This is a genomic window from Castellaniella sp. (genome assembly GCF_049673105.1).
Taxonomy (GTDB): Bacteria; Pseudomonadota; Gammaproteobacteria; order Burkholderiales; family Burkholderiaceae_B; genus Castellaniella.
The window spans coordinates 1-25802 of the sequence record NZ_JBATXG010000015.1 but is presented as its reverse complement, the minus strand read 5'-3'; the positions used below and the strand labels follow the sequence as shown (position 1 = coordinate 25802).

Here is a 25802-nt window from a genome sequence, read left to right as displayed (position 1 = left end):
CCTACAGCGCCACAGTCGCCCGACGGGTTTCCGCCAGGTATTCCCGCGACTGCATTTCCATCAGCCGCGATACCGTGCGGGAAAACTCGTTGGACATCGGACCCTGAGTATAAAGTTCATCGGCGGGACACTGCGCCGACAGGATCAATTTCACCTTGTGGTCATACAGCACGTCCACCAGCCAGGTGAACCGCCTGGCCTCGGATGCCTGACGCGGCGCCATGCGCGGCACGTCCGACACGATGACCGTCTGAAAACGATCGGCCAGATCCAGATAGTCGTTCTGCGAGCGAGGCGTACCGCACAAGGCCATGAAATCGAACCAGACGATGGTTCCGGCCAGAGCGATCGCCTGAATTTCACGATTCTCGATCATCAGCACGGGCTTTTGTTCCGCGGTATCGGCCAGGCGGTCAAAGGCGGAACGCAGCTCGTCGCGTGTCGCGGCGGCGATGGGCGTGATATAGGTGCGCAATTGCGACAGGGTGCGGCGGCGGTAATCCACGCCCCCGTCCACATTCAACACGTCCATTTTTTCCTGAATCAGGGCGATGGCCGGCAGAATGCGGTCGCGGTGCAAGCCATCGGGGTACAGGGTGGACGGTTCGTAGTTCGATGTCATCACGAACGACGTGCCGTATTCAAACAGGCGCAGCAGCAAGCGGTATAAGATCATCGCATCGGCCACATCAGACACGTGGAATTCGTCGAAGCAGATCAAACGGTAGCGCTTGGCGATGTTGCGGGCGACATGATCCAGCGGATCGGCTTCGCCGCTGACGGCGCGGATTTCTTTATGCACGCCGCGCATGAATTCATGAAAATGCAGACGGACCTTGCGCTTGACGGGCACCGTCAGATAGAAGGCGTCCATCAGAAAGCTTTTCCCGCGCCCTACCCCGCCCCACAGGTACACGCCCTGCGGCACGGCAGGATTCAGGAACAGCTTTTTCAGGCGGCTGGATCGCTGTCGCTTGAACTCGATCCAGTCGTCATAGTATTGCTGCAAGCGCACGACGGCTGCGTGCTGGGCTTCGTCTGCGACGAAGCCCCGCTCACGCAGAGCCTGCGCGTAATACGCGCTGACATCCATCGAAGATTACAGATTCAGCGTGCGCTTATCCACCGCCAGAGCGGCTTCCTTGACAGCTTCGGACAGGGTCGGGTGCGCATGGCAGATCCGGGCGATGTCTTCGGCAGCGCCACGGAATTCCATGATGGTGACGGCCTCGGCGATCAGTTCGGATGCCAGCGGGCCAACAATGTGCACGCCCAGGACTTCATCGGTCTTGGCATCGGCCAGGATTTTGACGAAGCCCGTCGTATCGCCCAGCGCGCGCGCGCGGCCATTGGCCATGAAGGGGAAAGATCCCACCTTGTAGTCGTGGCTTTCCGCCTTCAGCGCCTGTTCGGTCTTGCCGACCCAGGCGACTTCCGGCGAGGTGTAGATCACCCAGGGGATGGTGTCGAAATTGACGTGTCCGTGCTGACCGGCGATACGTTCCGCCACCGCCACGCCTTCTTCCTCGGCCTTGTGCGCCAGCATCGGGCCACGCACCACGTCGCCCACCGCCCAGACGTTGGCCAGATTGCTGCGGCAATCTTCGTCCACGACCACAAACCCGCGTTCGTCGAGCTTCAGGCCGACGACATCGGCGCCCAGACCTTGGGTATTGGGCACACGACCGATCGACACGATCAGGCGGTCCACGGCCAATTTCTGATCCGCGCCAGCGGCGTCGGTGTAGTGCAGGTTCACGCCCTTGGCCGAAGACTTGACCTCGCCGATGCGCACGCCAGTCTGAATGTCCAGGCCCTGCTTGTTCAGGGCTTTCTGTGCTTCTTTGGCGACGTCGCGGTCGACTGCGCCCAGGAAGTCGGGCATGGCTTCCAGAATGGTGACTTCGGAGCCCAGACGGCGCCAGACACTGCCCATTTCCAGGCCGATCACGCCCGCGCCGATGATGCCCAGTTTTTTGGGTACGGAGGGGATGCGCAAGGCGCCGTCGTTGGACAGGATGCGATCCTCGTCGAAGGGCAGGCCCGGCAGTTCGCGAGCGCTGGAACCCGTCGCGATGATCACATGACGACCTTCCAGATCTTCTGCGGTTTTGCCGTCTACTTTGACCGACCAGCCGAAGTCGGTCTTGGCGACCAGAGAACCCGTGCCGTGGAAGAAGGAGACCTTGTTTTTCTTGAACAGATACAGGATGCCTTCGTTGTTTTGCTTGACCACAGTGTCTTTGCGACCGACCAGCTTGGCCAGATCCAGGCTGACGTTTTCCGCCGTGATGCCGTGCTCGGCAAAGTGGTGGTTCAGTTGGTCGTAGTGTTCGGACGACTGTAGCAGGGCCTTGGACGGGATGCAGCCCACGTTCGTGCATGTACCGCCAGGTGCGGGCTTGCCGGCGGCGTTGCTCCAGGCATCCACGCAGGCCACGGCCATGCCCAGCTGGGCGGCGCGGATCGCAGCGATATAGCCCCCGGGGCCGGCGCCGATCACGATTACATCAAATTGTTTTGCCATGTTCTTCTCTCAAAACGACGCACCCCGAAGGGTGCGTACCGGATTACATCAAAGCTGCGGATCAGACGCTCAGCAACAGGCGTTGCGGGTCTTCCAGAGCTTCTTTCATCGCGACCAGCGCCAGCACGGCTTCGCGACCGTCGATGATGCGGTGGTCATAGGACAGCGCCAGATAGTTCATCGGGCGAATCACGATCTGGCCGTTTTCCACCACCGGACGGTCCTTGGTGGCGTGGATGCCCAGGATGGCCGATTGCGGCGGGTTGATGATCGGGGTGGACAGCATCGAGCCGAACACGCCGCCGTTGGAGATCGAGAACGTACCGCCGGTCAGTTCATCCAGGGTGAGTTTGCCGTCCTGTGCGCGACGACCGAAATCGGCAATCTGCTTTTCGATGTCGGCCAGCGACAGCTGATCGGCGTTGCGCAGAATGGGCACCACCAAGCCGCGCGGGCTGCCCACGGCCACACCGATGTCGAAATAACCGTGATAGATGATGTCCTTGCCGTCCACCGAGGCGTTGACCACCGGATAGCGCTTCAGCGCCGCGACAGCCGCCTTGACGAAGAAGGATGTGAAGCCCAGCTTGACGCCGTGTTCCTTCTCGAAGACGTCTTTGTACTTTTTGCGCAGGTCCATGATGGCCTGCATATTGACCTCGTTGAAGGTCGTCAGGATGGCGTTTTCGGACTGCGACTGGATCAGGCGCTCGGCCACGCGGGCGCGCAGGCGGCTCATGGGCACGCGCTGTTCAGGGCGGCCATCCAGACCGACAGGCACCGGGGCGCTCGGGGTGGCCGGAGCCGGAGCGGCGGCGGCATTCAGGGCGTCGCCCTTGGTGACGCGGCCAGCGCGGCCCGTGCCTTCCACCGTGGCGGGATCGATGCCCTTTTCGGACAGGATCTTGCCTGCCGCCGGCGAAGCGGCAGAGGATTTTGCCGCCGGCGCTGCAGCAGCAGCCGGGGCCGCCGCAGCGGCGGCGGGTGCTGCTTCGGCCTTCGGAGCCGCAGCGGCGGCCTTGGCGGCCGTATCGATACGGGCCAGGACTTCACCCGAGGTCACGGTGCTGCCGTCGCCCTTGACGATCTCGGACAACACGCCCGAAGCGGGGGCCGGCACTTCCAGGACGACCTTGTCTGTTTCGACTTCGATCAGGATCTCATCCGCTTCAACGGCTTCGCCCGGCTGCTTTTTCCAGTTCAACAGGGTGGCCTCGGAGATGGATTCGGAAAGCTGAGGAACGAGAACTTCGGTAATAGCCATAGTAATTTTTTCCGTATGTCTGTCTTTGAATTGGTCGGTTTATTTGATCAGCGAAAAGCTTTTCAGTTTGGGGGAGAAGGCCTGCTCGATCAGGGCGCGCTGCTGTTCCTGATGCTTAGCCATATAGCCTACTGCCGGCGAAGCCGACGCCGGGCGACCGGCATAACCCAATTTCTGGCCATCATTCATGTTTTCGTACAGGTGATGCTGCACATAGAACCACGGCCCTTGGTTTTGAGGTTCGTCTTGCACCCAGACCAGTTCCTTGGCATTTTCATATTTCTGCAGTTCCGCCTGGAAGGACTTGTGCGCAAACGGATAGAGCTGCTCGACGCGCAGGATGGCGACATCCTTGCGGCCTTGTTCTTCGCGGGCATGGACCAGGTCGTAGTAGACCTTGCCGGAACACACCAGTACACGCTTGACTTCCGTCGGCACGATGTCGTCACTGGTTTCACCGATGACCGGCTGGAACGTGCCTGTCGCCAGATCGTCCAGTGCAGACGTCGCCGCCTTGTTGCGCAAGAGCGACTTGGGCGTCATGATCACCAGCGGCTTGCGGAAGGGACGAATCATCTGACGACGCAACACGTGGAAGATCTGCGCGCCGTTGGTGGGCTGCACGACCTGCATGTTGTTGTCGGCGCACAGCTGCAGGAAGCGCTCGATCCGCGCGGAGGAGTGTTCCGGTCCCTGGCCTTCGTAGCCGTGCGGCAGCATCAGCACCAGGCCGCAGGCGCGACCCCATTTGGCTTCGCCGGAGGCGATGAACTGGTCGATGACGACCTGAGCGCCGTTGGCGAAGTCGCCGAACTGAGCTTCCCAGATGGTCAGGATATTGGGTTCCGCCGTGGCGTAGCCGTATTCAAAGCCCAGCACGGCGGCTTCGGACAGCACAGAGTCAATGACGGTGAACGGCGCCTGATTGTCGGAGACGTTTTGCAGGGGAATGTAGGAACCCGCATCCCAGCGTTCACGTTTCTGATCATGCAGCACCGCATGACGGTGCGTGAAGGTGCCGCGCCCGGAATCCTGCCCGGTGATGCGGATGGCGTAGCCGTTGGCCACCAGGGTGGCGAAAGCCAGGTGCTCACCCATGCCCCAATCGACGGGGTGTTCGCCGCGCGCCATCGCCAGGCGGTCGCCCAGCAGCTTATTGACCAGGGGGTGAACCGTGAAGCCTTCCGGCACCTGGGTCAGTTTTTCGCCGATGCGGGTCAGTTCGGCCAGCGGCACGCCGGTATCGGCATGGTCGGTCCATTTGGCGCCCAGGAAGGGCGACCAGTCGGTGGCGTACTTGTTCTTGTAGTCGGTCAGAACGGGTTCGACCGTGCGCTGGCCGTCTTCCATCAGCTGGCGGTAATCCTTGACCATCTGATCGGGTTCGCCTTCGGCCAGGGCGCCCTGGGCCACCAGACGATCCGCGTAGAGTTTGCGGGTGCCCGGATGGGTGCCGATGCTCTTGTACATCAGGGGCTGCGTCAGGGACGGCGTGTCTTGTTCATTGTGGCCGAGTTTACGGAAGCAGACGATGTCCACCACGACGTCATGGCCGAACTGCTGACGATAATCCAGCGCCAGTTTCGTCACGAAGACCACTGCTTCGGGATCGTCGCCGTTGACGTGGAAGACCGGTGCTTCGATCATCTTGACCACGTCCGTGCAATACAGCGTGGAACGCGTGTCGCGCGGGTCGGACGTCGTGAAGCCGATCTGGTTGTTGATGACGATGTGCAGGGTGCCGCCGGTGCCGTAGCCACGGGTCTGCGCCAGGTTCAGGGTTTCCATGACCACGCCCTGGCCGGCGAAGGCTGCGTCGCCGTGCACCAGCACGGGCAGCACCTGATCGCCGCGCTCGTCGCCGCGGCGGTCCTGACGGGCGCGCACGCTGCCCTCGACCACCGGGTTCACGATTTCCAGGTGCGAGGGGTTGAATGCCAGGGACAGGTGGACCGGACCGCCACGCGTGGACAGGTCGCTGGAGAAACCATTGTGATATTTGACGTCGCCATCGCTGAGCGCCTGGCTGTGCTTGCCCTCGAATTCAGCGAACAGATCGCCGGGCATTTTGCCCAGAATGTTGACCAGCAGATTCAGGCGGCCCCGGTGGGCCATGCCGACGACAATTTCCTGCACGCCGTTTTCACCGGCGTGGTTGACGACCTCGTCCATGGCGGCAATGAAGCTTTCACCGCCTTCCAGGGAGAAGCGTTTCTGGCCGACGTATTTGGTATGCAGGAAGCGTTCCAGGCCTTCGGCCTCGGTGACTTGCTGCAGGATATTGCGTTTTTGCTCGACGGTGAATTCCGGCACGCCCAGCGTGGATTCCAGGCGTTCCTGGATCCAGCGTTTGACGGCCGGATCGGAGATATGCATGAATTCCGCGCCGACGTTGCGGCAATAGGTATCCTGCAAAGCCTTCAGGATGTCCCGCATGGTCATCGTGTCGGCTTTGGTGAAATAGGTATTCGTCGCCGAATAGATCTGGTCCAGATCGGCTTCGGACAAACCGTAGAAGGCAGGGTCCAGTTCAGGAATTTCCGGCCGATCGCGGCGCTTCAGCGGATCGAGCTGGGCGATACGCGCCCCCAGCGAGCGATACGCCGCGATGATGGACTGGACGTAAACCTGTTTGCCGGCAATGGCAAGAGACTGATCCGACGCCTGAGCCGGGCGCACCTGAAAGGCGTTTTCTCGGGCTCGTAGAGCGAAGGAAGCGACGATGGGGGCATGTGCCTGATCGCGGGTGGCTTCGCGGCCATCGGCGGCCGGCTGATGCTGCAGCTGATCGAAGTAGCTGCGCCACTGATCCGGAATCGAACCCGGATTATCGAGGTAATCCTCGTAGAGTTCTTCTACATAAGGTGCATTTGCACCAAAAAGATAGGAATTAGATTGGAGTTCTTGTTCCGTGGACATTGTGCGCTTCACCTAGCGGGTGCTTCACCCGAACGATGCAGATTGAAAAACCTTCCGCGACTCGGCCAGACCGATTAGCGGATAGCAGGGGCAGAAGGCCGTAGTACGACGCCTTGTATAAGCCGTATTAGGGCTAAAGTATACCCGTGTTGCCATGCAGGTATAAACTGAGCAGCCCAAAATACCGAGCCCAGACGCCTTTCCACGAGATCGGCGTTGGTATTTACAAACACTTATGCAGACCAGGCCTCGCACGGGCTTGGTTGCGACGACGCCATATCAATAAATCAGCAGGAGCACTCGTCATCATGAATCTAAAGGATGATCGCGCCAAAATGGCGCTTGATTACCACGCTTTCCCGACACCCGGAAAAATTTCCGTCGTGCCCACCAAGCCGCTGGCCAACCAGGACGATCTGACGCTGGCCTATTCGCCGGGCGTGGCCATCGCCAGCATGACCATCCACGCCGAAGGCGAAGCCGCCGCCGCCAAATACACGTCTCGCGCCAATCTGGTCGGCGTCGTCACCAACGGTACCGCGGTGCTGGGCCTGGGCAATATCGGCCCTCTGGCTGCCAAACCCGTCATGGAAGGCAAAGGCTGCCTGTTCAAGAAATTCGCCGGTATCGATGTGTTCGACATCGAACTGGATGAACACGACCCCGACAAGCTGGTCGACATCATTGCGGCGCTGGAACCCACGCTAGGCGGCATCAATCTGGAAGACATCAAAGCGCCCGAATGTTTCTATATCGAAAAGAAACTGCGCGAACGGATGAAGATCCCGGTCTTCCATGATGATCAGCACGGCACCGCCATCATTTCTTCGGCTGCCGTCCTGAACGGTTTGAAAGTCGTCGGCAAGGACATCGGCAAGGTCAAGCTGGTGTGTTCCGGCGCAGGCGCCGCCGCCATCGCCTGCCTGGACCTGCTGGTCAAGCTGGGCGTCTCGCAAAAGAACATCTATGTCGTCGATTCGCGCGGCGTCATCTGGCAGGGCCGCGACGAGAACATGGAGCCCAACAAGGCCCGCTACGCGCAGCAGACCGACGCCCGCACCCTGTCCGACGTGTGCCAGGACGCCGACGTGTTCCTGGGCTGCTCGGCGCCGGGCGTGCTGACGCAAGACATGGTGCGCAGCATGGCCGACCGGCCACTGATCCTGGCCCTGGCCAACCCCGACCCCGAAATCCGCCCCGAAGACGCCAAGGCCGCCCGTCCCGACTGCATCGTCGCCACGGGCCGTTCGGACTACCCGAACCAGGTCAACAACGTCCTGTGCTTTCCCTTCATCTTCCGGGGCGCCATGGATTGCGGCGCCACGGTCATCAACGAAGAGATGAAACTGGCCTGCGTCAAGGCCATCGCCGAACTGGCCGAGGCTGAAAGCAGCGCTGAAGTCGCCGGCGCCTACGCAGACCAGGACCTGAGCTTCGGGCCGGACTACATCATCCCCAAGCCCTTTGACCCGCGCCTGATCGTCAAGGTCGCCCCCGCCGTGGCGGAAGCCGCCGCCGCCTCGGGCGTGGCTCGACGCCCCATCGAGGACATGGACGCCTACCGGCAGTCCCTGATGAGCATCGTCTACCACTCCGGCCAGTTGATGCGCCCGCTGTTCCAACAGGCCAAGTCAGATCCCAAGCGCGTGATCTATGCCGATGGCGAAGACGAACGCGTACTGCGCGCCGCCCAGACCGCGCTGGACGAACGGATCGCCCTGCCCATCCTGATTGGCCGGCCCAGCGTGATCGACATGCGCATCCGCAAATTCGGCTTGCGCCTGACGCCCGGCCAGAATATCGAAATCGTGGACCCGGAAGACGACGCCCGTTTCAACGAAACCTGGACGGCTTACTACAAGCTGCAGGGCCGTGAAGGCGTGACGCCCGACATCGCCAAGGCGATGGTGCGCAAGCACAATTCCCTGATCGGAGTGATGCTGCTGCAGCGCGGCGACGCCGACGCCATGATCTGCGGGGTGGCCAGCCGCTTCGACAATCAGCTGAAATACGTGCAAGAAGTCATCGGCCTGAAGCCGACGGCGGGCACCTACGCGGCGATGAACGTGCTGATGCTGCCGACGCAGACGCTGTTCATCTGCGACACGCACGTCAACGAAGACCCCGATGCCGAACAGATCGCCGACATGACGATCCTGGCGGCGGAAGAAGTCCGCCGTTTCGGCATCGTGCCGAAAATCGCCCTGCTCTCGCATTCCAACTTCGGCAGCCGCCCCACGGCGTCTTCCCGAAAAATGGCCGAAGCCCGCCGCCTGATCGCCGAACGCGCCCCGGATCTGGAGGTCGATGGTGAAATGCACGCCGACTCCGCGCTGTCCGATCCGATCCGATCCAAGGCCTATCCCGACACCACCCTGAAGGGACCGGCCAATCTGCTGATCACACCCAACCTGGACGCCGGGAACATCACCTACAACATGCTGAAGATGACCGGCAGCCACGGCGTGGCGATGGGTCCGGTATTGCTGGGCGCGGCGCGCCCGGTGCATATCCTGACCACCAGTTCGACGGTGCGACGCATCCTCAACATGACGGCCCTGGCCGTGGTGGATGCGCAGCAGGAAGCACGCGTGACGGGCTGACGCATACGCTGCACCCGCCTCAACGACAAGGCCCGGTCAATCCGGGCCTTGTCGTTGACAGGCGGCGCAACGGTCAGGCCTCGGACGCCAGCGCCAGAATGTCCTGATACATCGCGCGCGGCACGGCAATGCCCTGCTCGCGACTACGCGCCCTGGCCGCATAGCGGCGCTGGGACGGCAAGCGCGCGCCCTGGGATTCGATGGCCTCGAACAAGCTTTCGGCGCGGGCCGAGGCCTGGAGCGGATCGCCGAACATCGCAGGATCGAACGCCAGGATCAGCTCGCCATGACAAGGCGAGGCGCCGGCCCCCTCGTCATAGTCCAGAGATTCGCTGCTGAGCCAGTCCCCGATCAGGGCGCCCGCCATCAGCTCGACCATCGTCGACAAGGCCGAACCCTTGTGACCGCCAAAAGTCAGCATGGCGCCCGCCATCACATCCAGGGGGTCTGTGGTCGGACGCCCTTGGGCATCCACCCCGCACCCCGCCGGCAGGGGCTGGCCGCTGCGCCGATGCAATTCCAGATCGCCCCTGGCGATGGCGCTGGTGGCAAAATCAAAGACATACGGGTCCTTGCCGTCACGTGGCCAGCCAAAGGCGATCGGATTGGTGCCCAGCGTGGGGCGGCGCCCGCCCGCAGGCGCCACCCAGGCATGGCTGGGGGTCAGAGCCAAGGCCACCAGCTCGCGGTCCGTCAGGGCTTCGATTTCAGGCCACAGCGCGGAAAAATGCACGCAGCGCTGAATGACCAAAGCGCCCAGACCGTACCGCCGCGCCCTGTCAGCCAGCGGATCGACACCCAGCTGGAAGGCCAGCGGGGAAAAGCCCATATCGGCGTCGACGCGCACGATGGCGCCCGCGCCATCCTGCAGCACGGGGCGCGCGGCGAGATTGACCTTGCCTTTCCGGATGGTCTGGACGCAGCTGAGGATGCGATAGACGCCATGAGACTGGCAGTCGTCACGTTGGCCGGCCAGCACCACTTCGGTGATCGCGGCGGCGTGATCTACGCCCAGGCCATGCTTTTGCAAGACACGCATGGACAGGGCTTCGATTTCCTCAGGGCTTAGGTACAGCATATCGGTCATGAGGGCTTTCTCCGTGCAAGCAAACCCGCTGACAGTACACGCAAGCGACAGGCATGACAAGGCTGGGGGCCGGCGGCGGTGCCGATCGCCCATAAAAAAACGGGCCCGGAGGCCCGCTTTTGACGACAGCAATGCGACGCGCGATTACTTGATGTCGCGCACCGCTGCGCCGGTGTACAACTGGCGCGGACGACCGATCTTGTAGTTGGGGTCGGACAGCATTTCATTCCATTGGGCGATCCAGCCGACTGTGCGGGCCAGCGCGAAGATGGCCGTGAACAGGGACGTGGGGATGCCGATGGCGCGCTGCACGATGCCCGAATAGAAGTCGACGTTCGGGTACAGCTTGCGCTCTACGAAGTACGGGTCTTCCAGGGCGATACGCTCGACTTCCATGGCCAGCTTGAACAGCGGGTCGTTGTGCAGGCCCAGCGCGTCCAGCACTTCGCGGCAGGTTTCCTGCATCATCGTGGCGCGCGGATCGTAGTTTTTGTAGACTCGGTGACCAAAGCCCATCAGGCGTACGCCCGAGTTCTTGTCCTTGACCTTTTCCATGAACTCGCCGACTTTCGCGATGCCGCCGTTGGCCTGGAGATTTTCCAGCATGTTCAGGCAGGCTTCGTTGGCGCCGCCGTGCGCCGGGCCCCACAGGCAAGCCACACCGGCTGCGATCGCCGCAAACGGGTTGGTACCCGAGGAACCGCACAAACGCACCGTCGAGGTCGAGGCATTCTGTTCGTGATCCGCGTGCAGGATGAAGATGCGATCCAGAGCGCGCTCGACGACTTCATTGACCTGATAGTCGTCGCAAGGGGTGGCGAACATCATGCGCAAGAAATTGCCCGTGTAGGACAGATCGTTCTTCGGATAGATGAACGGCTGGCCCAGGGAATGCTTGTATGCCATGGCGACCAGGGTCGGCATCTTGGCGATTAGGCGGATGGCGGAAACTTCGCGATGACGCGGGTTCGTGATGTCGGTCGAATCATGATAGAAGGCCGACAGCGCCCCCACCAGGCCGGTCAACACTGCCATCGGGTGCGCGTCGCGGCGGAAGCCCTGCAGGAAGGTATGCATCTGCTCGTGCACCAGGGTATGGTGCGTGACCAGATCGTCGAAGTCGTGCTTTTGCTGATCGTTGGGCAGTTCGCCATTCATGATCAGGTAGCAGATCGTCAGAAAATCACAATTCTGCGCCAGCTGGTCGATCGGATAGCCGCGATACAGCAGCTGGCCCTTATCGCCATCGATGTAGGTGATGGCCGATTCGCAGGAAGCGGTCGCCATGAAGCCCGGATCGTAGGTGAACATCCCCGTCTGGCCATAGAGCTTGCGGATGTCGATGACATCCGGGCCTACGGTCCCCTGATACACGGGAAATTCAACCGACGGACTGCCATCGGAGAACGATAGCGTGGCTTTTTTATCGGATAGCTGCATGTGATTTCCTTAAAGTTACAGCGCCTTCATTTGCTCAACGAGCCGCCGGATGTCGGGGGTGTCGTACACCCCGTCCAGAGCCGACCGTCCTAATAGGACATCGAGCAATTCGTTGTCGCCCATTTCAAAAAGCTGAGTCAGCGCTCGAACATCGACCTCGCTTAACTGGGCCTCGTAAGCATCCAGAAAGCGCGTGATGATCAGATCGTTTTCGAGCAGACCGCGACGCGCCCGCCAACGCAGGCGGGCGCGGTCCAAATCAGATAGATCGCCGGACATGCGGATTCCTACACCGTGCGCCGAACGAGCATTTCCTTGATCTTGCCGATCGCCGCCGAGGGGTTCAGCCCCTTGGGACAGACCTCGGTGCAGTTCATGATCGTATGGCAGCGGAACAGACGGTAGGGATCTTCCAGATTGTCCAGTCGCTCGCCGGTGGCGCGATCACGGGAATCAGCGATGAAACGGTAGGCTTGCAGCAAGCCGGCCGGACCCACGAATTTGTCCGGATTCCACCAGAAAGACGGACAAGCCGTCGAGCAACAGCCGCACAGAATGCATTCATACAGGCCGTCGAGCTCCTCGCGTTCCTCGGGGGACTGCAGGCGCTCTTTTTCAGGCGGCGGTTCGTCATTGATCAGGTACGGCTTGATCGAATGATATTGGTCGTAGAAGAACGTCATGTCCACGATCAGGTCGCGCACCACGGGCAGGCCGGGCAGCGGCTTCAGGACGATGGGCTCGGCCAGATCCAGCATATTGGTGGTGCAGGCCAGGCCGTTGTGCCCGTTGATGTTCATGGCATCAGACCCGCACACGCCTTCACGGCAGGAACGGCGCAGCGCCAGGCTGTCGTCGATGTCGTTCTTGATGCGCAGGATGGCGTCCAGCAGCATCTTGTCGGAAGGCTGCAGCTCGACTTCCAGTTTTTGCATGTAAGGCCGCTCATCCTTGTCCGGATCGTAGCGGTAGATCTCGAATTTCACGATGCGTTTTGTCATGACGATATCCAGATTAGAAGGTACGCGGCTTGGGCGGGATGGTGTCCACGGTCAGCGGCTTCATGCGCACCGGCTTGTATTCCAGGCGGTTGTCCTGCGAGAACCACAGCGTATGTTTGAGCCAATCGACGTCGTCGCGCTCGGGGTATTCTTCGAGCGCATGGGCGCCGCGCGATTCCAGCCGGTTCGCGGCGGATTTCGCCGTGGCGCGGGCGACTTCGATCATATTGGTGACTTCCAGGGCTTCCAGACGCGCGGTATTGAAGACCTGGGACTTGTCCGAGTAGTACATATTGTCGATCTCGGGCACCAGGTCGTTGATGACCGTCTCGCCTTCTTTGAGCAGTTCGAGCTTGCGGAACACGCCGTAATGGCTTTGCATGGCCAGCTGCATCTTGTGGACCACGTCTTGGGGTTTTTCACCCGAGGTGCGGCTTTCCAGGCGATCCAGGCGATCCAGGGAGGCATCGATGTCGGTATCGGGCAGGATCTGGTGGCTGTGCTGGCGTTCAGGGTGCTGATCGACGATGAAATTACCCGCCGAACGACCGAACACGACCAGATCCAGCAGAGAGTTCGTGCCCAGGCGGTTGGCGCCGTGCACGGACGTCGCCGCACATTCGCCGATGGCGTACAGACCGTTGACGACTTTTTCCTCGCCATTGACCAGGGTCATGACCTGACCGTGGTAGTTCGCCGGGATGCCGCCCATCTGATAGTGGATGGTGGGCACGACGGGGATCGGGTCCTTGATCGGGTCGATGTTGGCGAACTTGATGGCGATTTCGCGGATGGACGGCAGACGCTTCATGATGGTCTCGGCGCCCAGGTGGTCCAGTTTCAGCAACACGTGGTTGCCGTCGCCGCAGCCGCGGCCTTCCTTGATTTCCTGGTCCATGGAGCGGGACACGAAGTCGCGCGGCGCCAGGTCCTTCAGTTGCGGCGCGTAGCGTTCCATGAAGCGCTCGCCGTCTTTATTCAGCAGGAAGCCGCCTTCGCCACGCACGCCTTCGGTGATCAGCACGCCGGCGCCGGCCACGCCGGTGGGGTGGAACTGCCAGAATTCCATGTCCTGCAGCGGGATGCCGGCGCGCGCCGCCATGCCCAGGCCGTCACCGGTATTGATGAAGGCATTGGTGGTCGCGGCCCAGATACGGCCCGCGCCGCCTGTAGCCAGCACCGTGTGTTTGGCTTCCAGGACGTAGACGTCGCCGGTTTCCATTTCCATCGCGGTCACGCCCAGCACATCGCCAGCATTGTTGCGCAGCAGATCCAGCGCCATCCATTCGATGAAGAAATTGGTGCGGGCGGCGACGTTGCGCTGATACAGGGTATGCAGCATGGCGTGGCCGGTACGATCGGCTGCCGCACAGGCGCGCTGCACAGGCTTTTCACCGAAGTGGGACGTATGACCCCCAAACGGACGCTGATAGATCGTGCCGTCGGGGTTGCGGTCGAACGGCATGCCGAAGTGCTCGAGCTCGTAGACTGCGTTGGGGGCTTCGCGCACCATGAATTCGATCGAGTCCTGGTCGCCGAGCCAGTCGGAACCTTTGACCGTGTCATACATGTGCCATTGCCAGTGGTCTTCGCTCATGTTGCCCAGCGAAGCGCTGACACCGCCCTGAGCGGCCACAGTATGCGAGCGCGTGGGGAATACTTTGGACAGCACGGCGACCGACAGACCGGCATTGGACAACTGCAAGGCGCAGCGTAGGCCGGCCCCGCCGGCGCCGACCACCACCACATCGAACTGGCGGCGCGGGAGAGTTTTCTTGACAGCAGCCACGTTAGAGACTCCAGAGAATTTGAGCGAAGAAGACCACTGCGGCGACCAGCCAGAGGAGGGTCAGAACCTGCAGGAACAGGCGCAGACCGGCGGCACGCACGTAGTCCATCCAGATATCGCGCACACCGATCCAGGCGTGCCACGCCAGCGACACGAAGGCCAGGAAGGCCAGCAACTGACCAACCGGCAGCGTGCCGACCGTGAAGGCGAAGAAAGCCCGCCAGGATTCGAAATCCAGGCTGGGAACAAAGACGGCGTACAACACCAAGGCCAGTGTGTAGGCCGCCATGATGACGGCAGTGGCCCGCTGAGCGATGAAATCGCGCGTGCCGTAATGCGCGCCTACAACCAGGCGCTTGCGACCGATGAGTTCATGATGTGACATTACCAGGCTCCGAATAGTTTCAAACCGAACACGACGGTCAAGGCCAGAGCCACGCCAATCACCAGGGCGCCCGAACGCTGCGAGGGTCCACGGGCGTTACCGATATGCAGATCCAGGGTCAGGTAGCGGATACCGGCGCAGAAATGATGAAAGTAGCCCCACATCAGCACCAGCAACACGATCTTACAGAAGGGGTTGGAGACCCATTCCTGCATGGTGGCGAACGTCGCCGGCGACTGCACGCTGAGCGCGAACAGCGGCACCAGAATGACCGGCAGCGCCAGAAACAACAGCGCCCCGCTGACGCGGTGCAGAATGGATGCTTTGCCTGCGGGCGGCAGCTTGTAGCTCATGAGGTCGGTCAACCCCAAGTTACGAAACTGCGGGCGCGGCTTTGTGGCTGATTCAGACATGATGGCCTCGTAGTTGGATAGTGGAAGATTTTCTGGATTCAAACGGCATTTTCGCCGATCTGGGAATCAATTCAAACTGTTGCGATAGTGGTACCGATCCGTCACGTAATGGCCGCGCCGCAATTCCATGGGCCGGTCGCCGTAGGTATAGGCAATGCGTTCGACCTGCAACAGCGGACTGCCGGATTGAACCCGCAAGAAATCGGCCTGTGCGGCAGTGGCCGCCACAGCGCGGATTTTTTCTTCGGCCCGCACCATGCTGACCCCGAATTCGGTTTCGAACAAAGCATAGACAGGTCCCCGGTAGCGTTGCAGGAATTCCAGGGTCAAGCCCTTAAAAACACTGCCGGGCAACCAGATATCGTCCAAAATAGTGGGGATGTCATCGAAGGACAGCAAGCGGCGCATGTTGACCACGGCATCGCCCGCCCGCAGATCCAGCGCGGCGGCGATGTCCGCCGACGCCTTCGTGCGCCGGCAATCCAGAATCTGGCTGCTGGATGTCGCGGCCTGCCCATCATCGGGGCTGAGCCGCAGAAACCGATAGCGGACACGGGCTTCGTTATGGGTGGCGACGAATGTTCCCTTGCCCTGGCGGCGAATCAGCAGGTTATCAGCCGCCAGTTCGTCGATGGCCTTGCGCACCGTGCCCTGGCTGACCTGAAAGCGGGCAGCCAGTTCCAGTTCGCTGGGGATGGCTTCGCCGGGTTTCCATTCGCCGCGGTCCAGGCCCTGCAGGATCAGCCCTTTGATCTGCTGATACAGCGGACTGAACGCGGCACTATGCGATGCGCGCGCTGACGGCTGCTGTCGATCGATCGAGGGGGTATCGGACATGTCGGATGAAGGTGCTGCAGGGTGGCCCATGCTACAAAATGGAACTTCGGCATTTTCGCATTTCTCCGCCCAGATGTCTAATACTCTTCTGTCTTATATAAGATATAAGACTCTTGACGCTGGGCCATGAAATACACTACTCTTTTCGGCGTTTTTGTACCCCCAGCACCCTTCCTCATCCTATCGGAGAACCATTATGTCCAAACCCGCCATGCGTGTCGCGGTCACCGGCGCGGCCGGCCAGATCGGCTATGCCCTGCTATTTCGCATCGCTTCCGGTGAAATGCTCGGCAAGGACCAGCCTGTCATCCTGCAGCTGCTGGAAATCCCGGATGAAAAGGCCCAGAAGGCCCTGCGGGGCGTGATGATGGAGCTCGACGACTGCGCCTTCCCGCTGCTGGCCGGCATGAGCGCCCACAGCGATCCGCGCACCGCCTTCAAGGACGCCGACGTGGCTTTGCTGGTGGGCGCCCGTCCGCGCAGCGCCGGCATGGAACGCAAAGACCTGCTGCAGGTCAATGCCCAGATCTTCACCGCCCAGGGCAAAGCCCTGAATGAAGTCGCCAGCCGCAACGTCAAGGTGCTGGTGGTCGGCAACCCGGCCAACACCAATGCCTACATCGCCATGAAATCCGCCCCGGACCTGCCGGCCAAGAATTTCACCGCCATGCTGCGCCTGGATCACAACCGCGCCCTGTCGCAGTTGGCCGCCAAGACCGGCAAGGCCGTGGCCGACATCGAAAAGCTGATCGTATGGGGCAACCACTCGCCGACCATGTACCCGGATACGCGTTTCGCCACCATCGGCGGGCAAGCCGCGCAATCCCTGGTGAACGATCAGGCCTGGATCGCCGACACCTTCATTCCGACCGTCGGCAAGCGCGGCGGCGCCATCATCGAAGCCCGTGGCCTGTCGTCGGCGGCGTCCGCCGCCAATGCCGCCATCGACCACATCCATGACTGGGTGCTGGGTTCGAACGGCAAGTGGGTCACCATGGGCATTCCGTCCGACGGCTCCTACGGCATTCCCGAAGGCATCATCTACGGCGTGCCGGTCACGACCGCCAACGGCGAATACACGCGCGTCAGCGGCCTGGAAATCGACGCCTTCTCGCGCGAGCGCATGGATCACACCCTGAACGAGCTGCTGGAAGAACGCGACGGCATCGCCGATCTGCTGAAATAAGCCTGTCCCCGCAGCGCGCCGGTCGGCTGGAAAAGCCGGCGGCGCGCCGCTGAATGTCCAGCCGATGACAGACAGGGCCGCCCTGCAGGCACAGAATGCCGGTAGCATCGACTGGAATCCCGCCCCACTCGGGCGACCTCTGCCGCGCATTGGGTCTGCCCGGCGCGGCTGCACACCGGAGCACCGTTCATGACTCGTCCCGCCTCTCCCGGCGCCTTGCTGCGCCAGGCGCTCATCGAAGAATCCCCCCTGCAAATCATCGGCGCCATCAACGCCAATCACGCGCTGCTGGCCAAACGCGCTGGTTACCGCGCCATCTATCTGTCGGGCGGCGGAGTCGCCGCCGGCTCTCTGGGTCTGCCTGATCTGGGCATCAACACCCTGGACGACGTGCTGACCGACATCCGCCGCATCACCGACGTCTGCGATCTGCCGCTGCTGGTCGATATCGACACGGGTTTCGGACCGTCGGCCTTCAATATCGCCCGCACCGTCAAATCCCTGATCAAATTCGGCGCCGCCGGCTGCCACATCGAAGACCAGGTCGGCGCCAAACGCTGCGGCCACCGCCCCGGCAAGGAAATCGTCAGCACCGAAGAAATGGCGGATCGCGTCAAGGCCGCTGCCGACGCCCGCACCGACAGCGACTTCTACCTGATCGCCCGCACCGACGCGATCGCAGTGGCTGGCGTGGAAGCCGCCCTGGAACGCGCCCATGCCTGCGTCGAAGCCGGCGCCGATGCGATTTTCGCGGAAGCGTCCTATGATTTGGAAACCTACGCGAAATTTTCCAAATCCCTGGGCGTGCCCGTGCTGGCGAATATCACCGAATTCGGCCAGACCCCCTTGTTTACGGTGCAGGAACTGGCGGGCGCAGGCGTGGGCATCGTGCTCTACCCGCTCTCGGCCTTTCGCGCCATGAACAAGGCCGCTGAAACCGTCTACGAAGCGATCCGCCGCGACGGTCACCAACACAATGTGGTCGATCTGATGCAGACACGCGAAGAACTCTACGACCGGATCGGCTATCACCGCTACGAAGCTCAGCTCGATACGCTGTTCCAACAAGGCAAGGGCAAAGCATCCTGATCCGGCGCGCGCCGACCGACATTCATTCCGTCACTCAAGGAGATCTCTGATGGCGACACGAAAGACTGTATCCACGAAGCCTGCATCCGCAAAGGCCGCACCCACCCCCGGCTTCAAACCGAAGAAATCCGTCGCCCTGTCGGGCGTGGTGGCCGGCAACACGGCCTTGTGCACGGTGGGCCGCAGCGGCAACGATTTGCACTATCGCGGCTACGACATTCTGGATATCGCCGATACCTGCGAATTTGAAGAAGTCGCCCATCTGCTGATTCACGGCAAACTGCCGACCAAGGCCGAACTCAAGGCCTACAAGGAAAAATTGCGCCGCCTGCGCGGCCTGCCCGCCCAGGTCCAGGTCGCCTTGGAAGCCCTGCCCGCCGCCAGCCACCCCATGGATGTGATGCGCACCGCCGCGTCGGTGATGGGCTGCGTGCTGCCTGAGAAAGACGACCACAACCTGCCTGATGCCCGCGACATCGCCGACCGCCTGATGGCCAGCCTGGGCTCGGCCCTGCTGTACTGGTACCACTACAGCCACAATGGCCGCATCATCAACGTCGAAACCGACGACGACAGCATCGGCGGCCATTTCCTGCACCTGCTGCACGGCGACACCCCGTCCGACGAATGGGTGCGCGCCATGCACACATCTCTGATCCTGTACGCCGAACACGAATTCAACGCCTCGACCTTCACGGGGCGCGTCATCGCCGGCACGGGTTCCGACGTGTATTCCGCCATCACCGGTGCCATCGGCGCACTGCGCGGACCCAAACACGGCGGCGCCAACGAAGTCGCCTTCGAAATCCAGAAACGCTACGACAGCCCGGACGAGGCCGAAGCCGACATCCGCCGCCGCGTCGAAGCCAAGGAAGTCGTGATCGGCTTTGGGCATCCGGTGTACACCGTGTCCGACCCCCGCAACAAGGTCATCAAGGACGTGGCCCGCAAACTATCCAAATCCGCCGGCTCGACCAAGATGTTCGACATCGCCGACCGCCTGGAATCGGTGATGTGGGACGCCAAGAAAATGTTCCCCAACCTGGATTGGTTCTCGGCTGTGTCGTACCACATGATGGGTGTGCCCACCGCCATGTTCACACCGCTGTTCGTGATCGCCCGCACCGCCGGCTGGTCGGCGCACATCATCGAGCAACGCATCGACAACAAGATCATCCGCCCGACGGCCAACTACATCGGCCCGGAAGATCTGAGCTTCGTGCCGCTCGCCAAGCGCCGCTGACGCGCCCGGGAAGCGGGCGGTGGACACCGCCCACTTCCCATTCACACCGCAGCCCTTGCCGCCTATTATCCGACTGCTTCTGGACGCCATGAATACTGCACACCGCAAGCCTCTGCCTGGCACTCGACTGGATTACTTCGACACCCGCTCGGTCGTCGAGGCCATTGAACCCGGCGCCTACGACAAACTGCCGTACACATCCCGCATCTTTGCCGAAAACCTGGTGCGCCGCTGCGATCCTGCCATCCTGACCGATTCACTGAAACAGCTGATCGAACGCCGGCGCGACCTGGATTTCCCCTGGTTTCCCGCCCGCGTGGTGTGCCACGACATTCTGGGACAAACCGCGCTGGTCGATCTGGCAGGTCTGCGCGAAGCCATTGCAGCCAAAGGTGGCGACCCCGCCCTGGTCAATCCCGTGGTGCCGACTCAACTGATCGTCGACCACTCGCTGGCCGTCGAGCACGCCGGCTTCGAACCGGATGCCTTCAACAAGAACCGGGCGATCGAAGACCGTCGCAACGATGATCGCTTTCATTTCATCAACTGGACCAAAAGGGCCTTCCAGAACGTCGATGTCATCCCGCCGGGCAACGGCATCATGCACCAGATCAATCTGGAACGCATGTCGCCCGTGGTGCACGCGCAAGACGGCGTGGCCTTTCCGGATACGCTGGTGGGCACCGACAGCCATACGCCGCACGTCGACGCCCTGGGCGTGATCGCCATCGGCGTCGGCGGCCTGGAAGCCGAGAGCGTGATGCTCGGGCGCGCCTCCTGGATGCGCCTGCCCGACATCATCGGCGTCGAATTGACCGGCAAGCCGCAGCCGGGCAGCACCGCCACCGATCTGGTGCTGGCCCTGACCGAATTCCTGCGCAAAGAAAAAGTCGTGTCGTCCTACCTGGAATTTTATGGCGAAGGCGTTGCCCACCTGACTCTGGGCGATCGGGCCACCATCTCCAACATGACCCCAGAATACGGCGCCACGGCGGCGATGTTCCACATCGATCAGCAAACCATCGACTACCTGAAACTGACCGGCAGAGCAGACGAACAGGTCAAGCTGGTAGAAACCTACGCCAAGCACACCGGCCTGTGGGCTGACAGCCTGAAGACCGCCGAATACGAGCGCGTCTTGCGGTTCGACCTGTCCAGCGTCGTGCGCAATATCGCCGGCCCCTCAAACCCGCACAGCCGCGTCCCGACATCCGAACTTGCGGCCCGAGGCATTGCCGGCACGGTGGAAAACGAGCCCGGCCTGATGCCGGACGGCGCCGTCATCATCGCCGCGATCACCAGCTGCACCAACACCAGCAACCCGCGCAATGTGATCTCCGCCGGCCTGCTGGCGCGCAACGCCAACGCGCTGGGCCTGACCCGCAAACCCTGGGTCAAATCCTCGCTGGCGCCGGGTTCCAAGGCAGTCCAGCTGTATCTTCAGGATTCGGGGCTGCTGCCGGAACTCGAAAAACTGGGCTTTGGCATCGTCGGTTTCGCCTGTACGACCTGTAACGGCATGAGCGGCGCGCTGGACCCGAAAATCCAGAAAGAAGTCGTCAGCCGCGATCTGTACTCGACCGCCGTGCTGTCGGGCAACCGCAACTTTGACGGTCGCATCCATCCCTATGCCAAACAAGCCTTCCTGGCGTCGCCCGCCCTGGTCGTCGCCTATGCCATCGCCGGCACCATCCGCTTCGATATCGAAAAAGACGCGCTGGGCCTGAAACAGGATGGCACGCCCATCACCCTCAAGGACATCTGGCCGTCCGACGAGGAAATCGACGCCATCGTCGCCGCCAGCGTCAAACCCGAGCACTTCCGCCAAGTGTACGAGCCCATGTTCGCCCGCGACCTGATTGCCAGCGGGAAAACCAATCCCTTGTACGAATGGCGCCCCCAGAGCACCTACATTCGCTGCCCGCCCTACTGGGAAGGCGCCTTGGCCGGCGAACGCACGCTGACCGGCATGCGCCCCCTGGCGGTGCTGGGCGACAACATCACCACCGATCACCTCTCGCCGTCCAACGCCATTTTGCCGGACAGCGCGGCGGGTGAATATCTGGCCAAAATGGGTTTGCCGGAAGAAGACTTCAATTCCTACGCCACCCATCGCGGCGACCACCTGACCGCGCAGCGGGCCACTTTTGCCAACCCCAAGCTGTTGAATGAAATGGTGAGGGACGACGGCAAGATCCGCCAGGGGTCGCTCGCGCGCATCGAACCCGAAGGCAAGGTCACCCGCATGTGGGAAGCCATCGAGACCTATATGCAGCGCAAGCAGCCGCTCATCATCGTGGCGGGCGCCGACTATGGCCAGGGGTCATCGCGTGACTGGGCGGCCAAGGGCGTGCGCCTGGCCGGCGTGGAAGCCATCGCCGCCGAGGGCTTCGAGCGCATCCACCGGACCAACCTGGTCGGCATGGGCGTGCTGCCGCTGGAATTCAAGCCGGGGGTGAACCGGCGCACATTGGGCATCGACGGCACCGAAACCTTCGACGTGGTCGGCGAGCGCACTCCGCGCGCCACGCTGACGCTCGTCATCCGCCGCCAGAACGGCGACACCGTCGACGTGCCCGTCACCTGCCGCCTGGACACCGCCGAAGAAGTCTCGATCTACGAAGCCGGCGGCGTGCTGCAACGGTTTGCGCAGGACTTCATCGAATCAGCCGCAACGAATTAAACCAATGAGCAAGACCAACATGAACCATGCGCCCCAGGTAAAAATCCCCGCCACCTACATGCGTGGGGGGACCAGCAAAGGCGTGTTCTTTCGCCTGCAGGATCTGCCCGCCGCCGCGCAGTCGCCCGGCGCGACGCGCGACGCGCTACTGATGCGCGTGATCGGCAGCCCGGACCCCTACGGCAAGCAGATCGACGGCATGGGCGGGGCGACTTCCAGCACCAGCAAAACCGTCATCCTGTCCAAGAGCAGCCGACCCGATCACGATGTCGACTATCTGTTCGGCCAGGTGTCCATCGATCGGGCGTTCGTGGACTGGAGCGGCAATTGCGGCAATCTCTCGGCAGCCGTGGGGCCTTTCGCGATCAGCGCCGGATTGGTCGAGGCCGACCGCATCCCGCAAGACGGCCTGGCGACCGTGCGCATCTGGCAAGCCAACATCGGCAAGACCATCATCGCCCATGTCCCGATGACACAAGGCGCCGTCCAGGAAACCGGCGACTTCGAACTGGACGGGGTGACCTTTCCCGCCGCGCAAGTGCGGCTGGAATTCATGAACCCCGCCGCCGAGGAAGAAGGCGCAGGCGGTTCAATGTTTCCGACCGGCAACCTGGTCGACGAACTGCAGGTTCCGGGTATCGGCGCCTTGAAGGCCACGCTGATCAATGCCGGGATTCCCACCATTTTCCTGAACGCCGAAGACATCGGCTATACCGGCACGGAACTGCAGGACGCCATCAATAGCGATTCCAAGGCCCTGGCCATGTTCGAAACCATCCGTGCGCATGGCGCGCTGCGCATGGGCCTGATCGCGCACCTCGACGAGATCGCCCAGCGCCAGCACACGCCGAAGATCGCGTTCGTCGCCAAGCCGACATCCTATGTGTCTTCCAGCGGCAAAGCCATTGCCGCCCAGGATATCGACCTGCTGGTGCGCGCGCTGTCCATGGGCAAACTGCACCATGCCATGATGGGCACGGCTGCCGTGGCCATCGCCACGGCAGCGGCCATTCCCGGCACGCTCGTAAACCTGGCTGCTGGCGGGGGCGAACGCAACGCTGTATGCTTTGGTCATCCCTCCGGCACCCTGCTGGTTGGCGCGCAAGCCCAACAACAAGACGGCGATTGGATCGTCAACAAGGCCCTCATGAGCCGCAGCGCCCGTGTATTGATGGAGGGCTGGGTGCGCGTCCCTGGCGACGCGTTTTAGTACCCACTCGACTGACTGACAAAATCGGGCTGCCAACAGGCAGTCCAAAGGAAGACCCGCGTTCCTATGCAATCCAATGTCCGCCCCGATCCCGATCAAGTCCTGATCGATATTGTCGACTATGTTCTGAACTATACGATCCAGAGCGATCTCGCTCTGTCGACCGCCCGCCTTTCACTGATCGATACGCTGGGTTGCGGCCTGGAAAGCCTGGAATATCCGGCCTGCCGCAAGCTGATGGGTCCCATCGTGCCCGGTACGGTAGTCCCCAACGGCGCCAAGGTCCCCGGCACGCAATTCCAGCTGGACCCGGTGCAAGCAGCCTTCAATATCGGCTGCATGATCCGCTGGCTGGACTTCAACGACACCTGGCTGGCCGCCGAATGGGGCCACCCGTCCGATAATCTGGGCGGTATTCTGGCGGTGGCCGACTGGCTGTCGCGCAATGCCGTCGCTGCCGGCAAACAACCCCTGACGATGCGCGCCGTGCTCGAAGGCATGGTCAAGGCCCACGAGATCCAGGGCTGCATCGCCCTGGAAAATTCCTTCAATAAGGTCGGCCTGGATCACGTGATCCTGGTCAAGGTCGCCTCGACCGCCGTCGTGTCCCAGATGCTAGGCCTGTCCCGCGATGAAATCGTCAACGCGGTCTCTTTGGCCTGGGTGGACGGACAAAGCCTGCGCACCTACCGCCACGCGCCCAATACCGGCAGCCGCAAGTCCTGGGCGGCGGGCGATGCCACCAGCCGCGCCGTGCGCCTGGCCCTGATGGCCCGCACCGGGGAAATGGGCTATCCGTCCGCCCTGACCGCGCCGGTGTGGGGTTTCTACGATGTGTCCTTCAAGGGCAAGCCCTTCACGTTCCAGCGCCCCTACGGCAGCTACGTGATGGAAAACGTGCTGTTCAAGATCTCGTTCCCCGCCGAATTCCACTCGCAGACCGCCGTGGAATCCGCTCTGCTTATTCACACCAAGCTGAAATCCCTGGGCAAGACGCACGCCGACATCAAAAAAATCACGATCCGCACCCACGAGGCCTGCATCCGCATCATCGACAAGAAAGGCCCGTTGAACAACCCCGCCGACCGCGATCACTGCATCCAGTACATGGTGGCGGTGCCCCTGATCTTTGGCCGACTGACAGCGTCCGACTACGAGGACAGCGTGGCCGCCGACCCGCGCATCGACGCCCTGCGCGACAAGATGGTCTGCGTGGAAGATCCGGCCTTCACTGCGGACTACCACGATCCCGACAAGCGTTCGATCGCCAATGCGCTGACGGTGGAATTCAATGACGGCACGAAGCTCGACGAGCTGGTCTGCGAATACCCGGTCGGCCACAAGCGCCGCCGCCAGGAAGGCATTCCGCTGCTGGAAGCCAAGTTCCGCAAGAACCTGACGCGCCAGTTCCCGGAACGCCAGCAGCAGCGCATCCTGGACGTATCCCTGGACCAGGCCAAACTCGAGGCCATGCCGGTGCACGAATACGTGGATCTGTATGTCATCTGACGCCACCACATCCGGCGCCGCTGCGGCGGCGCCCCGTGCCATCCGCCACAACGAGGCCGCTCACCGTTTCGAATTCACGGAAGACGGCCAGTTGTGCGTGCTGGATTACGAGCTGGACGGCACGGTCGCGTCTTTCATTCATACCGGGGTGCCTGTCCTGGTCGGCGGGCGCGGCATCGCGGCGGATCTGGTGCGCTTCGGGCTGGACACGGCTCGGGCGCGCGGCTGGACGGTCCGCCCGGTGTGTTCGTATGTCGAGGCTTATGTGCGGCGGTATCCGGAATACCAGGATCTGGTGGACTGACGGGCAGCACGCGCACGCCAGTGGTGGCGGTGTTGGTGCGGGCGCCAGACAGCGGGCGGGCCCTTGGCCGGACTTCCCGTATCTGCCTCGTCCGGGCGGGCGGCGGGCGAACTCGGCCTTCGGCCTCAAACACGCCCGCCGACTTCCCCCGCCCTCCCTTCGTCAGCATCCGGCGCTGTCCGACCGCGCCCGCACCAACACCGCCACCACTGGCTTGAGTCATTAGTTATTGAGATCTCTTCCACCACAGAGCTGACCTCAGGCTTGGGCGGGCTGGTGGAGGGCTGGCGCGCCCAGTCGACCAGCGCCGGAT

At 62.1% G+C, this 25802-nt stretch carries 20 protein-coding genes; 8 read left to right on the top strand and 12 right to left on the bottom strand.

Annotated elements, in window-relative coordinates:
- Window position 1: 1 nt before the first annotated feature.
- The 4 genes from zapE to WBF69_RS05310 form a co-directional block, all read right to left on the bottom strand.
- Window positions 2-1093, bottom strand: a complete 1092-nt coding sequence (gene zapE / locus WBF69_RS05325; protein ID WP_424261967.1) for a cell division protein ZapE — start codon at window positions 1091-1093, stop codon at window positions 2-4.
- Between the two features lie 6 nt (window positions 1094-1099).
- The gene (lpdA, locus tag WBF69_RS05320) at window positions 1100-2527 is read right to left on the bottom strand and encodes a dihydrolipoyl dehydrogenase (RefSeq protein ID WP_424261965.1); all 1428 of its coding nucleotides are present in this window, start codon (window positions 2525-2527) and stop codon (window positions 1100-1102) included.
- A 61-nt stretch (window positions 2528-2588) separates the two neighbouring features.
- A complete protein-coding gene (gene odhB / locus WBF69_RS05315) occupies window positions 2589-3791 on the bottom strand; it encodes a 2-oxoglutarate dehydrogenase complex dihydrolipoyllysine-residue succinyltransferase (protein WP_424261963.1) in 1203 nt (400 codons plus the stop codon).
- Window positions 3792-3830: 39 nt separating this feature from the next.
- Window positions 3831-6710, bottom strand: a complete 2880-nt coding sequence (locus WBF69_RS05310) for a 2-oxoglutarate dehydrogenase E1 component (RefSeq protein WP_424261961.1) — start codon at window positions 6708-6710, stop codon at window positions 3831-3833.
- Window positions 6711-7018: 308 nt separating this feature from the next.
- On the opposite strand from WBF69_RS05310, the gene WBF69_RS05305 reads away from it, so the two are divergent.
- Window positions 7019-9313, top strand: a complete 2295-nt coding sequence (locus WBF69_RS05305) for an NADP-dependent malic enzyme (RefSeq protein ID WP_424261959.1) — start codon at window positions 7019-7021, stop codon at window positions 9311-9313.
- A gap of 73 nt (window positions 9314-9386) precedes the next feature.
- On the opposite strand, the gene WBF69_RS05300 is transcribed toward WBF69_RS05305, so the two are convergent.
- The 8 genes from WBF69_RS05300 to WBF69_RS05265 all read right to left on the bottom strand — a co-directional run bounded on the left by WBF69_RS05300 (window position 9387) and on the right by WBF69_RS05265 (window position 16265).
- On the bottom strand, window positions 9387-10400 hold the full coding sequence (locus tag WBF69_RS05300) for an Ldh family oxidoreductase (protein ID WP_424261957.1): 1014 nt from the start codon (window positions 10398-10400) through the stop codon (window positions 9387-9389).
- Window positions 10401-10544: 144 nt separating this feature from the next.
- Complete coding sequence (gene gltA, locus WBF69_RS05295; protein ID WP_424261955.1) at window positions 10545-11840, bottom strand: citrate synthase; 1296 nt, start codon at window positions 11838-11840, stop codon at window positions 10545-10547.
- Between the two features lie 15 nt (window positions 11841-11855).
- Window positions 11856-12119 (bottom strand): succinate dehydrogenase assembly factor 2, encoded by a 264-nt coding sequence (locus WBF69_RS05290; RefSeq protein ID WP_424261953.1) that lies wholly within the window; start codon window positions 12117-12119, stop codon window positions 11856-11858.
- A gap of 8 nt (window positions 12120-12127) precedes the next feature.
- Window positions 12128-12841, bottom strand: a complete 714-nt coding sequence (locus tag WBF69_RS05285) for a succinate dehydrogenase iron-sulfur subunit (RefSeq protein WP_424261951.1) — start codon at window positions 12839-12841, stop codon at window positions 12128-12130.
- Between the two features lie 13 nt (window positions 12842-12854).
- Complete coding sequence (gene sdhA, locus WBF69_RS05280) at window positions 12855-14630, bottom strand: succinate dehydrogenase flavoprotein subunit (RefSeq protein WP_424261949.1); 1776 nt, start codon at window positions 14628-14630, stop codon at window positions 12855-12857.
- 1 nt (window position 14631) lies between these two features.
- The gene (gene sdhD, locus WBF69_RS05275; protein ID WP_424261947.1) at window positions 14632-15015 is read right to left on the bottom strand and encodes a succinate dehydrogenase, hydrophobic membrane anchor protein; all 384 of its coding nucleotides are present in this window, start codon (window positions 15013-15015) and stop codon (window positions 14632-14634) included.
- A complete protein-coding gene (gene sdhC / locus WBF69_RS05270) occupies window positions 15015-15428 on the bottom strand; it encodes a succinate dehydrogenase, cytochrome b556 subunit (protein WP_424261945.1) in 414 nt (137 codons plus the stop codon). Before sdhC ends, sdhD begins: the two co-directional genes overlap by 1 nt.
- 66 nt (window positions 15429-15494) lie before the next feature.
- The gene (locus WBF69_RS05265) at window positions 15495-16265 is read right to left on the bottom strand and encodes a GntR family transcriptional regulator (RefSeq protein WP_424261943.1); all 771 of its coding nucleotides are present in this window, start codon (window positions 16263-16265) and stop codon (window positions 15495-15497) included.
- Window positions 16266-16461: 196 nt separating this feature from the next.
- Here WBF69_RS05265 and WBF69_RS05260 point away from each other — a divergent pair, with 196 nt between their 5' ends.
- From WBF69_RS05260 to WBF69_RS05230, 7 genes are all read left to right on the top strand, one after another.
- A complete protein-coding gene (locus WBF69_RS05260) occupies window positions 16462-17451 on the top strand; it encodes a malate dehydrogenase (RefSeq protein ID WP_424261941.1) in 990 nt (329 codons plus the stop codon).
- Between the two features lie 189 nt (window positions 17452-17640).
- Window positions 17641-18540 carry a methylisocitrate lyase gene (gene prpB, locus WBF69_RS05255; RefSeq protein ID WP_424261939.1) on the top strand — a complete coding sequence of 300 codons (900 nt, stop codon included), beginning with the start codon at window positions 17641-17643 and terminating at the stop codon, window positions 18538-18540.
- Between the two features lie 49 nt (window positions 18541-18589).
- Window positions 18590-19783: a bifunctional 2-methylcitrate synthase/citrate synthase gene (gene prpC, locus WBF69_RS05250; protein WP_424261937.1), complete on the top strand. Its 1194-nt coding sequence runs from the start codon at window positions 18590-18592 to the stop codon at window positions 19781-19783.
- 88 nt (window positions 19784-19871) lie between these two features.
- The gene (acnD, locus tag WBF69_RS05245) at window positions 19872-22466 is read left to right on the top strand and encodes a Fe/S-dependent 2-methylisocitrate dehydratase AcnD (RefSeq protein ID WP_424261935.1); all 2595 of its coding nucleotides are present in this window, start codon (window positions 19872-19874) and stop codon (window positions 22464-22466) included.
- Window positions 22467-22485: 19 nt separating this feature from the next.
- The gene (gene prpF, locus WBF69_RS05240) at window positions 22486-23676 is read left to right on the top strand and encodes a 2-methylaconitate cis-trans isomerase PrpF (RefSeq protein ID WP_424262166.1); all 1191 of its coding nucleotides are present in this window, start codon (window positions 22486-22488) and stop codon (window positions 23674-23676) included.
- Between the two features lie 66 nt (window positions 23677-23742).
- The gene (locus tag WBF69_RS05235; RefSeq protein WP_424261933.1) at window positions 23743-25185 is read left to right on the top strand and encodes a bifunctional 2-methylcitrate dehydratase/aconitate hydratase; all 1443 of its coding nucleotides are present in this window, start codon (window positions 23743-23745) and stop codon (window positions 25183-25185) included.
- Window positions 25175-25489, top strand: coding sequence for a GNAT family N-acetyltransferase (locus tag WBF69_RS05230; protein WP_424261931.1), 315 nt, complete (start codon window positions 25175-25177; stop codon window positions 25487-25489). The genes WBF69_RS05235 and WBF69_RS05230 overlap by 11 nt, the downstream gene beginning before the upstream one ends.
- Window positions 25490-25802: the final 313 nt, after the last annotated feature.

Coding starts and splice junctions, on each gene's coding strand:
- WBF69_RS05305 (WP_424261959.1), top strand. CDS start 7,019: ATGAATCTAAAGGATGATCGCGCCAAAATGGCGCTTGATTACCACGCT.
- sdhD (WP_424261947.1), bottom strand. CDS start 15,015: ATGTCACATCATGAACTCATCGGTCGCAAGCGCCTGGTTGTAGGCGCG.
- WBF69_RS05260 (WP_424261941.1), top strand. CDS start 16,462: ATGTCCAAACCCGCCATGCGTGTCGCGGTCACCGGCGCGGCCGGCCAG.
- WBF69_RS05230 (WP_424261931.1), top strand. CDS start 25,175: ATGTCATCTGACGCCACCACATCCGGCGCCGCTGCGGCGGCGCCCCGT.
- acnD (WP_424261935.1), top strand. CDS start 19,872: ATGAATACTGCACACCGCAAGCCTCTGCCTGGCACTCGACTGGATTAC.
- lpdA (WP_424261965.1), bottom strand. CDS start 2,527: ATGGCAAAACAATTTGATGTAATCGTGATCGGCGCCGGCCCCGGGGGC.
- prpC (WP_424261937.1), top strand. CDS start 18,590: ATGGCGACACGAAAGACTGTATCCACGAAGCCTGCATCCGCAAAGGCC.
- prpB (WP_424261939.1), top strand. CDS start 17,641: ATGACTCGTCCCGCCTCTCCCGGCGCCTTGCTGCGCCAGGCGCTCATC.
- WBF69_RS05290 (WP_424261953.1), bottom strand. CDS start 12,119: ATGTCCGGCGATCTATCTGATTTGGACCGCGCCCGCCTGCGTTGGCGG.
- sdhC (WP_424261945.1), bottom strand. CDS start 15,428: ATGTCTGAATCAGCCACAAAGCCGCGCCCGCAGTTTCGTAACTTGGGG.
- zapE (WP_424261967.1), bottom strand. CDS start 1,093: ATGGATGTCAGCGCGTATTACGCGCAGGCTCTGCGTGAGCGGGGCTTC.
- WBF69_RS05265 (WP_424261943.1), bottom strand. CDS start 16,265: ATGTCCGATACCCCCTCGATCGATCGACAGCAGCCGTCAGCGCGCGCA.
- WBF69_RS05300 (WP_424261957.1), bottom strand. CDS start 10,400: ATGACCGATATGCTGTACCTAAGCCCTGAGGAAATCGAAGCCCTGTCC.
- WBF69_RS05235 (WP_424261933.1), top strand. CDS start 23,743: ATGCAATCCAATGTCCGCCCCGATCCCGATCAAGTCCTGATCGATATT.
- WBF69_RS05310 (WP_424261961.1), bottom strand. CDS start 6,710: ATGTCCACGGAACAAGAACTCCAATCTAATTCCTATCTTTTTGGTGCA.
- WBF69_RS05285 (WP_424261951.1), bottom strand. CDS start 12,841: ATGACAAAACGCATCGTGAAATTCGAGATCTACCGCTACGATCCGGAC.
- gltA (WP_424261955.1), bottom strand. CDS start 11,840: ATGCAGCTATCCGATAAAAAAGCCACGCTATCGTTCTCCGATGGCAGT.
- prpF (WP_424262166.1), top strand. CDS start 22,486: ATGAACCATGCGCCCCAGGTAAAAATCCCCGCCACCTACATGCGTGGG.
- odhB (WP_424261963.1), bottom strand. CDS start 3,791: ATGGCTATTACCGAAGTTCTCGTTCCTCAGCTTTCCGAATCCATCTCC.